This window comes from Streptomyces sp. NPDC094147 (assembly GCF_044764265.1).
GTDB lineage: Bacteria > Actinomycetota > Actinomycetes > Streptomycetales > Streptomycetaceae > Streptomyces.
Window position 1 is genome coordinate 80,330 of record NZ_JBIWHT010000015.1, and the last position, 12,814, is coordinate 93,143.

The 12,814-nt window shown below is 72.3% G+C and carries 12 protein-coding genes; 10 read left to right on the plus strand and 2 right to left on the minus strand.

The window, feature by feature from the left end:
* Window positions 1-71 precede the first annotated feature (71 nt).
* Window positions 72-1,499: an alkaline phosphatase family protein gene (locus tag ACIQ8J_RS22245; protein ID WP_403273955.1), complete on the minus strand. Its 1,428-nt coding sequence runs from the start codon at window positions 1,497-1,499 to the stop codon at window positions 72-74.
* A 520-nt stretch (window positions 1,500-2,019) separates the two neighbouring features.
* On the opposite strand from ACIQ8J_RS22245, the gene ACIQ8J_RS22250 reads away from it, so the two are divergent.
* The 4 genes from ACIQ8J_RS22250 (at window position 2,020) to ACIQ8J_RS22265 (ending at window position 5,673) form a co-directional block, all read left to right on the plus strand.
* The gene (locus ACIQ8J_RS22250; protein WP_403273956.1) at window positions 2,020-2,988 is read left to right on the plus strand and encodes an NADPH:quinone oxidoreductase family protein; all 969 of its coding nucleotides are present in this window, start codon (window positions 2,020-2,022) and stop codon (window positions 2,986-2,988) included.
* Complete coding sequence (locus ACIQ8J_RS22255; RefSeq protein ID WP_403273958.1) at window positions 2,985-4,166, plus strand: acyl-CoA dehydrogenase family protein; 1,182 nt, start codon at window positions 2,985-2,987, stop codon at window positions 4,164-4,166. Before ACIQ8J_RS22250 ends, ACIQ8J_RS22255 begins: the two co-directional genes overlap by 4 nt.
* Window positions 4,163-5,272 carry an acyl-CoA dehydrogenase family protein gene (locus ACIQ8J_RS22260; protein WP_403273960.1) on the plus strand — a complete coding sequence of 370 codons (1,110 nt, stop codon included), beginning with the start codon at window positions 4,163-4,165 and terminating at the stop codon, window positions 5,270-5,272. Before ACIQ8J_RS22255 ends, ACIQ8J_RS22260 begins: the two co-directional genes overlap by 4 nt.
* 77 nt (window positions 5,273-5,349) lie before the next feature.
* On the plus strand, window positions 5,350-5,673 hold the full coding sequence (locus ACIQ8J_RS22265) for a DUF664 domain-containing protein (protein WP_403273962.1): 324 nt from the start codon (window positions 5,350-5,352) through the stop codon (window positions 5,671-5,673).
* On the opposite strand, the gene ACIQ8J_RS22270 is transcribed toward ACIQ8J_RS22265, so the two are convergent.
* Window positions 5,660-6,514, minus strand: a complete 855-nt coding sequence (locus tag ACIQ8J_RS22270; RefSeq protein WP_403273963.1) for a class I SAM-dependent methyltransferase — start codon at window positions 6,512-6,514, stop codon at window positions 5,660-5,662. The two genes, ACIQ8J_RS22265 and ACIQ8J_RS22270, sit on opposite strands and share 14 nt — an antisense overlap.
* A 155-nt stretch (window positions 6,515-6,669) precedes the next feature.
* On the opposite strand from ACIQ8J_RS22270, the gene ACIQ8J_RS22275 reads away from it, so the two are divergent.
* The 6 genes from ACIQ8J_RS22275 to ACIQ8J_RS22300 all read left to right on the plus strand — a co-directional run bounded on the left by ACIQ8J_RS22275 (window position 6,670) and on the right by ACIQ8J_RS22300 (window position 12,759).
* Window positions 6,670-8,265, plus strand: coding sequence for an ABC transporter substrate-binding protein (locus ACIQ8J_RS22275; RefSeq protein WP_403273965.1), 1,596 nt, complete (start codon window positions 6,670-6,672; stop codon window positions 8,263-8,265).
* Between the two features lie 32 nt (window positions 8,266-8,297).
* Complete coding sequence (locus ACIQ8J_RS22280; protein ID WP_403274063.1) at window positions 8,298-9,263, plus strand: ABC transporter permease; 966 nt, start codon at window positions 8,298-8,300, stop codon at window positions 9,261-9,263.
* Window positions 9,256-10,122: an ABC transporter permease gene (locus ACIQ8J_RS22285; protein ID WP_403273967.1), complete on the plus strand. Its 867-nt coding sequence runs from the start codon at window positions 9,256-9,258 to the stop codon at window positions 10,120-10,122. Before ACIQ8J_RS22280 ends, ACIQ8J_RS22285 begins: the two co-directional genes overlap by 8 nt.
* On the plus strand, window positions 10,119-11,075 hold the full coding sequence (locus tag ACIQ8J_RS22290; protein WP_403273969.1) for an ABC transporter ATP-binding protein: 957 nt from the start codon (window positions 10,119-10,121) through the stop codon (window positions 11,073-11,075). Before ACIQ8J_RS22285 ends, ACIQ8J_RS22290 begins: the two co-directional genes overlap by 4 nt.
* Window positions 11,068-11,727: an ABC transporter ATP-binding protein gene (locus ACIQ8J_RS22295; protein ID WP_403273970.1), complete on the plus strand. Its 660-nt coding sequence runs from the start codon at window positions 11,068-11,070 to the stop codon at window positions 11,725-11,727. The genes ACIQ8J_RS22290 and ACIQ8J_RS22295 overlap by 8 nt, the downstream gene beginning before the upstream one ends.
* Window positions 11,728-11,967: 240 nt before the next feature.
* Window positions 11,968-12,759 (plus strand): phosphatidylinositol-specific phospholipase C/glycerophosphodiester phosphodiesterase family protein, encoded by a 792-nt coding sequence (locus tag ACIQ8J_RS22300; RefSeq protein ID WP_403273971.1) that lies wholly within the window; start codon window positions 11,968-11,970, stop codon window positions 12,757-12,759.
* The last annotated feature ends 55 nt before the right edge of the window (window positions 12,760-12,814 follow it).

The window sequence follows — 12,814 nt, forward strand, 5'->3', positions numbered from 1 at the left end:
TGAGCCGGAGAAACCTCCTCCGCCCGGCTGGGAGCATTCGGGCGGAGGAGGCGTCACGCGTCGGGACGGGTCTACACGTGCGGCCGCTGCCCCCGCTCCTGCTTGGGGAAGGACTGGTCGGCGCCCGGCAGCGTCGGCTTCGGCAGGGTGGCCACCTCGCGCTTGGCCTCCGTCAGCTGAGCCGCCGTGTCGTCCGGCAGGTGCGGCGGCCGGGGCGGGGCGCTGCTGAACCGGAAGGCCGAGGCTAGATCGCCGAAGGTGTGGCGGCGCCACTGACTGATGTTGGGTTCCTTGACGCCCGTGAACGCTTCCAGGAACCGTAGCGCGGAGGTGTGGTCGAAGGCCTCGCTCGCCACCCAGCCGCCCACGGTCCAGGGCGAGATGATGATGGCCGGGACCCGGAAGCCGCCGCCGATGGGCAGCCCGCCCACGAACTCGTCCGCCGTGCCGGCTCTCGGCGTCGGCGGGGCCACATGGTCGAACAGGCCGTCGTTCTCGTCGTAGTTGAGGATGAACGCGGTCTTCGCCCACACCTTCGGGTTGGACGCGATGGCCTCGATCTTCTGCGCCACGAAGTCCGCGCCGGCGGCCGGCAGATAGTCCGGGTGCTCGGACTGGTAGCTCGTCGGCATGATCCAGGAGACGGCCGGCAGCCGGTCGCCCCGTGCGTCGTCCTCGAAGGTGCCCTCGGGCTGCCGGCACACCCCGCGCTGGTACAGCGGGGAGCCGGGCTTGGCGTCGCGGAAGGTCTGGAACTGCTCCAGCATGTTGCAGCCGTAATTGTCGTCCTGCTGGTAGACCTTCCAGCTCACCCCGGCGGCCTGGAGCCGCTCGGCGTACGTCGTCCACCGGTACGGCTTGGGCGCGGAGTTGCTCAGGACCGGACCGCCCTTGGTGCCGCCCGGGTCGATGGTGCCCGTCATCCAGTACAGGCGGTTCGGCCAGGTCGGGCCGAAGACGGAGGAGTAGTAGTTGTCGCAGATGGTGAACGTCTCCGCGAGCGCGAACTGGAACGGGATGTCGTCGCGCGTGTAGTAGCCCATCACATAGGGCCCGTTGACACCGTCCGCCTTGCGGTGCGCGGGCAGCCACCGGTCCATCTTGCCGCCGTTCCACGCCTGGTGCTGCACGGACCAGGCGTGGCTGGTGGACGGGATGGCCTGTGCGCTGGTGCTGCGCGTGTCCAGGTGGAAGGGCAGCAGGTAGCCCCGGGGGTTCACCGTGTCCGGCTGATAGAACACCGAACGCCCGTTGGGCAGCTTGAGGGCGTTCGGGTCGCTGAACCCGCGTACGCCGGAGAGGGTGCCGAAGTAGTGGTCGAACGACCGGTTCTCCTGCATCAGCATCACGACGTGCTCGATGTCCCGCAGCGAGCCCCGGCGCGGCGCCCCGGCGGCGACGGCCTTCTGCACACTCGGTGGCAGCAGGCTGAGCGCCGCCGCTCCGCCGATCGCCCCGGCTGCCGATCCGAGAAGTCTGCGTCGTGTCAACTCGGCCATGAACGCCCCTTCCAGAGCTGTCGGTTGAGACCAGTGACGTGGACCTGCCAGTCAGTCTCCCGCCGTTCGGTGGGGGCGGCGGAGGCAACCGGTGAACTCGCGCCCAACGAAAAGCAAGAGCTTCGCCAAGCGCTGGCCGGAGCCTCACCCGTCTTGGACCGTGCCCCTTCCAGCGGGGGTGCGCCCTGCCCGGACGTCCCTTGATCTCGACAAATCTGACGAACAGTCAGCATAAGGAAGCGGCGGGCCGATGATCGACACCTCGGGTCGGCGGGTCGGCGGGGGTGAGGCCCTGGCGGCCCGGGGTGCACCGGCCGTGCGGCCTCCCGCGTCATGGCCGCGTGCGTGCCGGTCGGCGCCGCACCGCGCCGGCGTCGCGCACCAGGCCATCGCGGCATCGGGTGGCCGAAACGGGCCCGGCTGTTTCCAAGGGGGCAAGCGACCGCTTAGTATGCCGCGGAGCAGTGGAACGTACTCAGCGGTACGCAGCCGTATCGCGCCCAGCGTGTGGAGGCCCCGAATGCAGGCATGGCGAGTGCACGAGAACGGCGAGCCGGGCGAGGTGATGCGGCTCGAAGAGGTCGACCGGCCGGTGCCGGGCGCGGGCCAGGTCCTGCTGAGGGTGCGTGCCGCGAACATCAACTTCCCCGACGCACTGCTCTGCCGCGGGCAGTACCAGATCCGCCCGCCGCTGCCGTTCACGCCGGGTGTGGAGATCTGCGGCGAGACGGCCGACGGGCGGCGCGTCATCGCGACGCCCGCGCTGCCCCACGGCGGCCTCGCCGACTACGTCGTCGCCGACGAGGCGGCCCTGCTGCCCGCGCCCGACGCGCTGGACGACGCCGAGGCCGCCGCGCTGCACATCGGCTACCAGACCGCGATGTTCGCACTGCACCGCCGGGCGAACCTCCAGGAGGGCGAGACGCTGCTGGTGCACGCCGCCGCCGGGGGAGTCGGCAGCGCGGCCGTGCAGCTCGGCAAGGCCGCCGGGGCCCGGGTGATCGGCGTCGTCGGCGGCCCCGAAAAGGCCGCTGTGGCACGGCGGTTGGGGTGCGATGCGGTCATCGACCGGCGCGCCGACGACATCGTGGCCGCGGTGAAGGAAGCCACCGGCGGGCGCGGCGCCGATGTCGTCTTCGACCCGGTGGGCGGTGACGCGTACGCCAAGTCCGCGAAGTGCGTCGCCTTCGAGGGCCGGATCGTGATCGTCGGCTTCGCGAGCGGAAACATCCCCGCCCCCGCGCTCAACCACGCCCTCGTCAAGAACTACTCGATCGTCGGCCTGCACTGGGGCCTGTACAACCAGCAGGACCCGGCAGCGGTCCTGCGCTGCCACGAGCAGCTCACCAAGCTCGCAGCCGAGGGTGCGGTCAAGCCGTTGATCAGCGAGCGGGTGCCGATGAAGGACGCCGCGGCCGCCGTGCAGCGCGTCGCCGACGGCACGACCACCGGCCGCGTGGTCGTCCTCCCGGACGGAGCCGCCCGATGACCGACGCCGCCGAACTCCGCTCCCGTACACGGGAGTTGCTCGCCGCACACCCGCCCGCCACCACCGAGCCCCTCGACTTCCTGAGGGCCCGCTTCGACGCCGGGCTCGCCTGGGTGCACTACCCGGCCGGCCTCGGCGGCCTGGACGCGCCGCGCTCCCTGCAACCCGTGGTCGACGCCGAACTCGCGGCGGCCGGGGCGCCCGACAACGACCCCCGCCGGATCGGCATCGGCCTCGGCATGGCCGCCCCGACCGTCCTCAAGTACGGCACCGATGAGCAGAAGCGGCGCTTCCTTCGGCCGCTGTGGGTGGGTGAGGAGGTCTGGTGCCAGCTGTTCAGCGAGCCGGGCGCGGGCTCCGACCTCGCGGCGCTCGGCACCCGTGCCGTACGCGACGGCGACACCTGGGTGGTCGACGGGCAGAAGGTGTGGACGTCCAGCGCCCACCTCGCCCGCTGGGCCATCCTCATCGCCCGCACCGACCCCGGTCTGCCCAAGCACCAGGGCATCAGCTACTTCATCTGCGACATGACCGACCCCGGTGTCGAGGTGCGGCCACTGCGGCAGATCACCGGCGAGGCCGAGTTCAACGAGGTCTTCCTCACCGGGGTGCGCATCCCCGACGCGCACCGGCTCGGCGAGGTCGGCGAGGGCTGGAAGGTCGCCCAGACCACCCTCATGAACGAGCGGGTCTCCATCGGCGGCATGCGCATCCCGCGCGAGGGCGGCATGATCGGCCCGGCCGCCCGGACCTGGCGCGAACGCCCCGAACTGCGCACCCATGACCTGCACCAGCGGCTGCTCACCCTCTGGGTGGAGGCCGAGGTGGCCCGGCTCACCGGCGAGCGGCTGCGCCAGCAGCTGGTGGCGGGCCAGCCGGGTCCCGAGGGCTCCGGCATGAAGCTCGCGTTCGCCCGCCTCAACCAGGAGATCAGCGGCCTTGAGGTCGAACTCCTCGGCCAGGACGGCCTGTTGTACTCGGACTGGACCATGCGCCGGCCCGAGCTCGTCGACTTCACCGGCCGCGACGCCGGATACCGCTACCTCCGCTCCAAGGGCAATTCCATCGAGGGCGGCACGAGCGAAGTGCTCCTGAACATCGTCGCCGAACGCGTCCTCGGCCTGCCCGCCGAGCCGCGCAACGACAAGGACGTCGCATGGAAGGGCCTGGCCCGATGACGGCACAGACCACCGCGGAAGCGACCCCCGACCTGCTCTACTCGGAGGCCGAGGAAGACCTCAGGGCCGCCGTGCGCTCCCTGCTCGCCGACCGCACGGACACCCCGTCCGCGCTCGCCCGCGCGGAGTCCGCCACCCCGTACGACAAGGAGCTGTGGCGGGCGCTCGGCGCCGGGATGGGCCTGGCCGGACTCCTGGTCCCGGAGAAGCTGGGCGGACAGGGCGCCTCGCACCGCGAGGCCGCGGTGGCCCTGGAGGAGATCGGCCGCGCGGTCGCCCCCGTCCCGTATCTGACCAGTTCCGTCATCGCCACCGAGACGCTGCTCGCGCTGGGTACAGCCGACGGTGAAGTCACCTATCTGGTAAGGGAGTTGGCGACGGGGCGGCGAACCGCTGCCCTGGTCGTGCCCTTCTCGGCGGGCCCGCAGTCGGGGCGGCTGCCGGACGCGCTCGCAGGGACCGTCACCGCGGTCGCCGACGCCGCCACCGCGGACGTGCTGCTCGTGCCCACCGGGCAGGGCCTGTACGCCGTCGACGCGGCCGGGGTGACGGTCACCCCGCTCACCCCGCTCGACCTGACCCGCCCGCTCGCGGCCGTCGCCCTCGACGGCGTGCGCGGCACGCTGCTCGCCGACGCGGACTCGACGCCCGCCGCCGTGCGCCGGGGCCTTCTCGCCGGGGCCGGGCTGCTCGCCTCCGAGCAGCTCGGGGTCGCCGAGTGGTGCCTGACCGAGACGGTGGCGTACACCCGCGACCGCAAGCAGTTCAACCGTCCGGTCGGCTCCTTCCAGGCGCTCAAGCACCGCATGGCGCAACTGTGGCTGGAGGTCGTCTCCGCGCGGGCCGCCGCCCGCAACGCCGCCGACGCCCTGGCGACCGGCAGCCCCGAGGTGCCGCTCGCGGTGGCGGTCGCCCAGGCGTACTGCTCGCGGGTCGCGGTCCACGCCGCCGAGGAGTGCGTGCAGCTGCACGGCGGGATCGGCATGACCTGGGAACACCCGGCGCACCTGTACCTCAAGCGCGCCAAGTCGGCCCAGATCGCGCTCGGTTCGGCCGGAGAGCACCGGGCGGCGATCGCCGAACTGGTCGACCTCCGAGCCCCCTGACGGGCGAGCCGGGCCTCTCCTCGTCCACTTCCCGGACGGAAAGGCCCGGCTCCCTCGCCCGTTGGCGTGATCGGTCGATGGGTGATCAGGTCGAGCGGAGCTGGTTCCGCCTCGTGCTGAACGGCGAACGGATCACATCGTTCTGGCCCCGCACCCCCGACGGTGAATTCGGCGAGTTCCACGTGGCCGACGCCGACGTGGACGAGGCGTTCGCCGCCTGGCGGGCATCGTGCGAGGAGTCCCGAGCCGCGGTCGCGGCCTTCAACTCCCTTGACGGCACAGTGGAGTTCCGCGGCGAGTCCATCTCCCCGCGCCACATCCTGACCCACATGATCGAGGAGTACGCCCGCCACAACGGCCACGCCGACCTGCTCCGCGAGGCCGTTGTCAGCGGGCGGTGACCGAGTACGACGGCAGCGGCGTGTTCCCCCGTTTCCTCGCTGCGGCGCGGAGCACATCGGCCTGGCTGAGCACCAGATCCCGGACCGGAACGGGCAGGGCGGCCATCCGTTCCGCGGAGTCCAGGAGCAGGGCGCAGGCGTCGATCTCCCAGTCCGCGTCCTGGAGTTGGGCCGTGTCCACGCAGTGCTCGGCCACCGCCTCCCAGCCCGCCGACGGCAGGAGCCGCAGCAGGCTCTCGCGGGAGAACGGCGTCCGGACGTTGCCTTCGCCGCGTGAGCCGCTCGCCTCGATCTGGCCCTGGATGAGCACGGCGAGGAGATGCGGCAGCTGATCCGTGGAGCGCGGTGCCAGGTCCCACTCGGTGAAGGACAGCCGCCGCGCCCACGGCCGGACCCGGGCCAGGACCTCGCGCAGCCGGCCGAGCGAGGCGAAGTACCAGGAGCAGTGCGTCAGCACGACGTGGTCGAAGGCCCCGTCGGGGAAGTCCACCGATCCGTCGAGCACGTCCACGCCGAACCGGAAGTCGACGCGGGCGCCGAGCAGGCTCGCCTTGAGGTGCTCGGCCGACTGCCCGAGAGTCACCGGAGCGCCGTACGACGGGTCCGCGATGTCGAGGGCGACGACCCGGCCGTCCGGCCCCACCGCCTCGGCGAGTACGGCCGTCATGTCGCCCTGCCCGCAGCCGAGTTCGAGCACCGAAGCCCCGGCAGGCACGTTCATGGCGGCGACCAGGGCAGCGCGGTAGGCGGTCTGGGCGCGCTGGACGTCCGGGCTGATCTGCGCGGCGGCCATCAGAGCGGCGATCGACGGTGCCTGGGCGATGAGATCGATGTCGTTCACACAATCCTTCGTCGGGTCGGGCGGTGGGCGGTGCAGCCAGAGGCTATGCCACAGGACCCCGTCCCGGCCGTCCGTTTTTGACCACTCCTTTACATGCGGTTTAATTGCGACTTGTTCGCAATAGAGGTTGATCTTCAACAAGGGGTGTGGGCCGCATGACCGCCCGTTCCATACGTGCCACGGCCGCCGCGGTGCTGGCCGGGGCGCTCGCCATCGGAGCGGCCGCCTGCTCGACCCCGGGCGGCGGCACCGGCAAGAAGGGCGCGAAGGACTCGGCGGTCGTCGGCATCGCGTACGAGCCCGAGACGCTCAGCCCGCTCCTCGGCTACGGCAAGGACGGCAACTCCAAGCTCTTCGACGGGCTCCTCGCCTTCGACGGCGACATGAAGCTGCGGCCCGCGCTCGCCATCGCGCTGCCCGAGGTGAGCGCGGACCGGCTGACGTACACGTACAAGCTCCGCCAGGGTGTGAAGTTCAGCGACGGCACGCCGTTCTCGGCCAAGGACGTCGTCTTCACTTACACCAAGATCCTCGACCCGAAGACCAACAACCCGTCCAAGGGCGAGCTCGACGCCGTGAAGTCCGTCGAGGCCAAGGGCGACGACACGGTGGTCTTCACCCTCAAGTACCCCTACGCCCCGTTCGCCGAGCGGACCGTGCTGCCCGTCGTCCCCGAGCGCGTCGCGGCCCCGCAGGACGTCAACTCCGGCGCCTTCTCCAGCGCGCCCGTGGGCACCGGGCCGTACACCCTCACCAAGTGGTCGAAGGGCGAGAAGATCACCTTCGCCGCCAACCCCTCCTACTGGGGCGGCGCGCCCGCGGTGAAGAAGTTCACCATGGCGAGCATCAAGGACGACGACGTGCGGGCGACCCGGCTGCGCGCCGGGGACCTCGACGGCGCGATCCTGCCGCCCAACCTCGCCAAGACGTTCAAGGGCGACAAGGGGCGCAAGACGTACGCCGCGAAGACCTACGACTACCGCAACGTCACCCTGCCCACCGGCAACAAGGTCGCCGGCGACACCGCGGTGCGCCGGGCGCTCGACCTCGCCGTCGACCGCCAGGCCATGGTCGACCGGATCCTGGACGGCTCGGGCAAGCCCGCCTACGGCCCGGTGCCGACCGGCAGCGAATGGTTCGCCGCCGGCACCGAGCGCGGCCACGACCTCGGCAAGGCGAAGCAGATCCTCGACGACGCGGGCTGGAAGCCCGGCGCCGACGGCATCCGCGAGAAGGACGGCGTGCGGGCCGCCTTCCCGCTCTGGTACCTCTCCGGCGACAAGCTCCGCCAGGATCACGCCCTCGCCTACGCCTCCGACGCCAAGAAGGCCGGCCTCGACATCACCACCCAGGCCGGCACCTGGGAGGTCATCGAACCCCGCATGAAGCAGGACGCGGTCCTCGCGGGCGGCGGCTCGCCGGGCGACCCCGACTTCGACCAGTACAACCTGCTGAAGTCCTCGCTCGCGGGCGACGGCTTCAACAACATGGCCTCCTACGGGAACGCGACCGTCGACCGGGCCCTCGACGACGCCCGCAAGAGCGGTGACCACACGGTCCGCAAGGCCGCGTACGACACCATCCAGCGCGAGCTGGCGAAGAATCCGGGCTACACCTTCCTCACCCACATCGACCACCTCTACGTCGTCAACGACCGCTGGGACGGGCTGACCACGCAGGTCGAACCGCACGACCACGGCCTTGCCTCCGGCCCGTGGTGGGACGTCGAGAAGTGGGCGCCGAAGAAGTGAACTCCCCGGTGCGCAGGCTCCCTTGGGGGCCGATGGCGCGGCTGACGGGGCGGCGGCTCGGGTCCGCCGCGCCCGTCCTGCTCGCCGTCACCTTCGGCGTCTTCGCGGTGGCCGCCGCATCCCCCTTCGACCCCGTGAAGGCGTACGCGGGCACCGCGGGACTCACCGCCTCGCAGCAGAACCTCGACCAGCTGCGCGCCAACCTCGGCGTGGACCAGCCGCTCGTCGAACGCTGGTGGAGCTGGCTGACCTCGGCACTCACCGGCGACCTCGGCGACTCCAGCGTGCTGCGCCAGCCCGTCGCCGACGTCATCGCCGAACGCATCGGCTGGTCCGCGCTGCTCGCCACCGCGGCCTTCGCGCTCGCGATCCTGCTCGGCACGGTCCTCGGCGTGCTCGCCGCACGGCGCGGCGGCGGCCTGCTCGACCGCTGCGTCAGCGCCGCCGCGTACACCCTCGAAGCCGCCCCCGCCTTCTGGCTCGGGCTGCTCGCCATCTGGTTCTTCGCCCTGAAGCTCGGCGTGCTGCCGGCCGGCGGCCTCACCGACACGGCCAGCGACACGGTCAGCCCTGGGCAGACCCTCAGCCACCTGGTACTCCCGGCCCTCGTGCTCGGCCTCTCCCAACTGCCCTGGTTCTTCCTGTACGTACGCCAAGGAGTCGGCGACGCGCTGGCCGAGGACCCGGTGCGCGGGGCGCGGGCGCGCGGCCTCGCCGAGCGGACCGTGCTCACCGGGCACGCCCTGCGCTCCGGCATGCTCCCCATGCTGACGCTGATCGGCTCCCGCGTCCCCGAGCTGATCACCGGTGCGCTCCTGGTCGAGACGGTGTTCAGCTGGCCGGGCATCGCCGCCGCCACCGTGCAGGCCGCGACCTCCGTCGACTTCCCGCTGCTCGCCGCCCTCACCGTGCTCGCGACCGTCGCCGTGCTCCTCGGCAACCTGCTCTCGGACCTGCTGTACGGACTCGCCGACCCCCGGGTGGGATTCGATGGCTGACGTGCTCTGGCGTCCACGGGGGCGCGTTCGCCGCTCCACCCGCACCGTGCGGGTGCGGACCTCGGCCGCGATCATCGCCCTCCTGGTGCTCGTGGTGCTCCTCGTGCCGCCGCTGGTCCAGCTCGACCAGCAGGCCGTGGACCTCGCCCAGAAGCTCCAACCACCTTCCTGGGACCACCTGTTCGGGACCGACGACGTCGGCCGCGACCTGTTGCTCCGCTGTGTGTACGGGCTGCGGGTCTCGCTCCTGGTCGGGGTCGTCGCCGCGCTGGCCGCCACGCTCATCGGCACGGCGGTCGGCGCGGTCGCCGGAGCCTTCGGCGGCTGGACCGACCGGCTCGTCATGCGGCTGGTCGACACGTTCTCGTCCGTACCGCATCTGCTGCTCGGCATCTTCGTCGTGGCGATGTTCCGTCCCGGGGTGTGGCCGGTCGTGGTGTCGGTCGCCCTCACGCACTGGCTGTCGACGGCCCGCATCGTCCGCTCCGAAATCCTGTCGCTGCGCTCCCGGCCCCACATCGACGCGGCGATCTCGGGCGGCGCCTCCCGATGGCGGGTGACGGTGCGCCATCTGCTCCCCGGGGTGGTGCCGCAGGCCGGTCTCGCGGCGGTCCTCATGGTGCCGCACGCCATGTGGCACGAATCCGCCCTGTCCTTCCTCGGGCTCGGCCTGCCCACCCACCAGGCGAGCCTCGGCAACCTCGTGCAGAGCGCGCGCGGCTCGCTCCTCGCGGGCGACTGGTGGCCGACGCTGTTCCCCGGCCTCCTCCTGATCGTGCCGACCCTCGCCATCGCGGGCCTGGCCGGCGCCTGGCGCGAACGGCTCAGCCCGCGCCGACGCTCGGAGCTGATGCTGTGACCGGGAACGCGCTGTCCGTGCGGAACCTTTCCGTACGCTTCCGGATGCGCGGCGGCCGCCACATCGCCGCCGTCACCGACGCCTCCTTCGACCTGGCGGCGGGGGAGTGCCTCGCGCTCGTCGGCGAGAGCGGCTGCGGGAAGTCGGTCCTCGCCTCCGCGCTGCTCGGCCTGCTGCCCGCCAACGCCGAATCCGCGGGCGCCGCGCTGCTCGCCGACGGGACGGACCTGCTGGCCGCCGACGAGCGGCTCCTCGCGAGCACGGTGCGGGGCCGGCGCGTCGGACTCGTACCGCAGAGCCCGGCCGCCCACCTCACTCCCGTACGCACCGTACGCAGTCAACTGGAGGAAACCGTACGGGAGTTGACGCCGACCCCGCGCAAGCGGCTGCGGGCCGGCGCGCAGGCCGCGGCCGGGCGGGCGTCCTTCCCGGCGAACCGCCTCGACCGCTACCCGCACGAACTGTCCGGCGGGCTCGCCCAGCGCGCCGCGACCGCCCTCGCCCTGATCGGCGACGCACCCCTGCTCCTGGCCGACGAACCCACCACCGGACTCGACCGCGCGCTGGTCGACCGCACGGCCGACGAACTGCGCCGCACCGTGGACGAAGGGCGCGCCCTCCTGATGATCACGCACGACCTCGCGGCGGCCGCCCGGATCGCCGACCGGGTGGCCGTGATGTACGCGGGCCGCATCGTCGAAATCGCCGACGCCACCAGGTTCTTCGGCGAGCCGGGTCCCCGTCACCCGTACGCTCGTGGTCTGCTCGATGCCCTGCCGGAACGATCATTCAGGCCCATCCCCGGCATGCCGCCGGAGTTGGGGGACCTTCCGGCGGGGTGCGCGTTCGCAGCCCGCTGCGACCGGGCCGACGTGCTCTGCGGCACCCAGCCGCGGTTCGACGGCCGGGCCGCCTGCCACCACGCCCACGCGGAGGATCCCAGCCGTGCTTGAGCTCAGCAACATCACCGCCGGCTACGAGCGGGGCAAGCCCGTCGTGCGGGACATGAGCCTCGCGGTGGGACGCGGCGAGGCGGTCGGCCTGCTCGGCCCCAGCGGCTGCGGCAAGTCCACCCTCGCCAGGGTCGCGGCCCTGCTGCACCGCCCCGACGCCGGGACGGTCGTGCTCGACGGCACCACGGTCGTCGGCCACCGCCACCGCGCCCCGCGCGCCCTGCGCACCACCGTGGGCGTCGTCTTCCAGTCGCCCCGGCTGTCCGCCGACCCGCGGCTGCGGCTGCGCGACCTGATCGCCGAGCCGCTGAAGGCGACCGGCCGGCGGATCGAGATCCGCGAACGGGTGGACGAACTGGCCCACGCGGTCGGCCTCGGCGGCGACCTGCTGACCCGGCACGCCCACGAGGTGAGCGACGGCCAGCTCCAACGCGCCTGCCTGGCACGGGCGTTGGTGCTCCGGCCGCGCCTGCTGATCTGCGACGAGATGACCGCGATGCTGGACGCCTCGACCACGGCCGCGCTGGTCGCGACGGTCGAACGCTACCGCCGCGAAACGGCGGCGTCCCTACTGGCCGTCGGCCACGACCAGATCCTCCTTGAGCGCTGGTGCGACCGGACGGTGAACTGGGCGGACCGGCCTGAGGAGTAGAGGGTGTGAGGGCCGGACAACGGCCGCGCCCGCCGGTGCGGGGGCGCGCTCCGCGCACCGCAACGGCGAGCGGCGGACCGGCGGTGGACCGGCCAACTCCAGGCGGTGGCCCTCCAGTTGAGCGGCACGCCCCGCATACTCGGTCGCGTCCGTCCGCCCGCCAGCCCGGGGAGAACACATGGCCCACCTCACCGCCGCAGTACCCTCGCCGCCCTCGCCGCCGCCGTCGCCGTGCCCGTCGTGGCCGGCCCCGCCCGAGCGGACGGGCGCCCCGCCGGGCCCAGACCCCTGCGCCGAACCCACGCGCACAACGACTACGAGCACACCCACCCCCTCTTCGACGCGCTCGCGCACGGCTTCACCAGCGTCGAGGCCGACATCTTCCTTGTCGACGGCCAGCTCCTCGTCGGCCACGACCCGTCCGAGCTCGACCCGAGCCGCACCCTCGAATCCCTCTACCTCGACCCGCTCCGCAAGCTGATCAGGGCCCACCACGGTGCGGTGTACCGGGGTTACCACCACCCGCTCCAACTGCTCATCGACATCAAGACCGAGGGCGCGGCCACCTACCTCGAACTCGACCGGCGCCTCACCCCCTACCGCCACCTCCTCAGCTCGTACGCGCACGGCAGGGTGCGCACCGGCGCCATCACCCCCGTCATCTCCGGCGACCGCGGCGCGCGCGTCCCGATGGAGGCGCAGCAGGTGCGGTACGCCTTCTACGACGGGCGGCTCGAAGACCTCGGCACGGCCGCCACCGCCTCGTTCATCCCGCTCATCAGCGGCAGTTGGACGGACAGCTTCAGCTGGCTCGGCGCCGGAGAGTTCCCCGCCGCCCAACGCGCCGAGCTGCACGACCTGGTGGCCCGCACCCACGCGGGCCGCCGGCGGCTGCGGTTCTGGGCCACCCCCGACCTCGCGGGACCAGAGCGCGATGCGGTGTGGCGCGAGCTGTGGGCGGCCGGCATCGACTGGTTCAACACCGACGACCTCGCCGGACTGGAGTCGTTCCTGCGCGCCCACGGCGAGTAGCGGGGTCACGCGCAGTCAACACCCGTACGGCGGACACGTCTTGAGCCGAACCAGC

Bases quoted from the DNA above. Each gene is read 5' to 3' on its own strand.
- ACIQ8J_RS22250 (WP_403273956.1), top strand. From the start codon at position 2,020: ATGCAGGCATGGCGAGTGCACGAGAACGGCGAGCCGGGCGAGGTGATG.
- ACIQ8J_RS22265 (WP_403273962.1), top strand. From the start codon at position 5,350: ATGGGTGATCAGGTCGAGCGGAGCTGGTTCCGCCTCGTGCTGAACGGC.
- ACIQ8J_RS22245 (WP_403273955.1), bottom strand. From the start codon at position 1,499: ATGGCCGAGTTGACACGACGCAGACTTCTCGGATCGGCAGCCGGGGCG.
- ACIQ8J_RS22280 (WP_403274063.1), top strand. From the start codon at position 8,298: ATGGCGCGGCTGACGGGGCGGCGGCTCGGGTCCGCCGCGCCCGTCCTG.
- ACIQ8J_RS22260 (WP_403273960.1), top strand. From the start codon at position 4,163: ATGACGGCACAGACCACCGCGGAAGCGACCCCCGACCTGCTCTACTCG.
- ACIQ8J_RS22275 (WP_403273965.1), top strand. From the start codon at position 6,670: ATGACCGCCCGTTCCATACGTGCCACGGCCGCCGCGGTGCTGGCCGGG.
- ACIQ8J_RS22255 (WP_403273958.1), top strand. From the start codon at position 2,985: ATGACCGACGCCGCCGAACTCCGCTCCCGTACACGGGAGTTGCTCGCC.
- ACIQ8J_RS22285 (WP_403273967.1), top strand. From the start codon at position 9,256: ATGGCTGACGTGCTCTGGCGTCCACGGGGGCGCGTTCGCCGCTCCACC.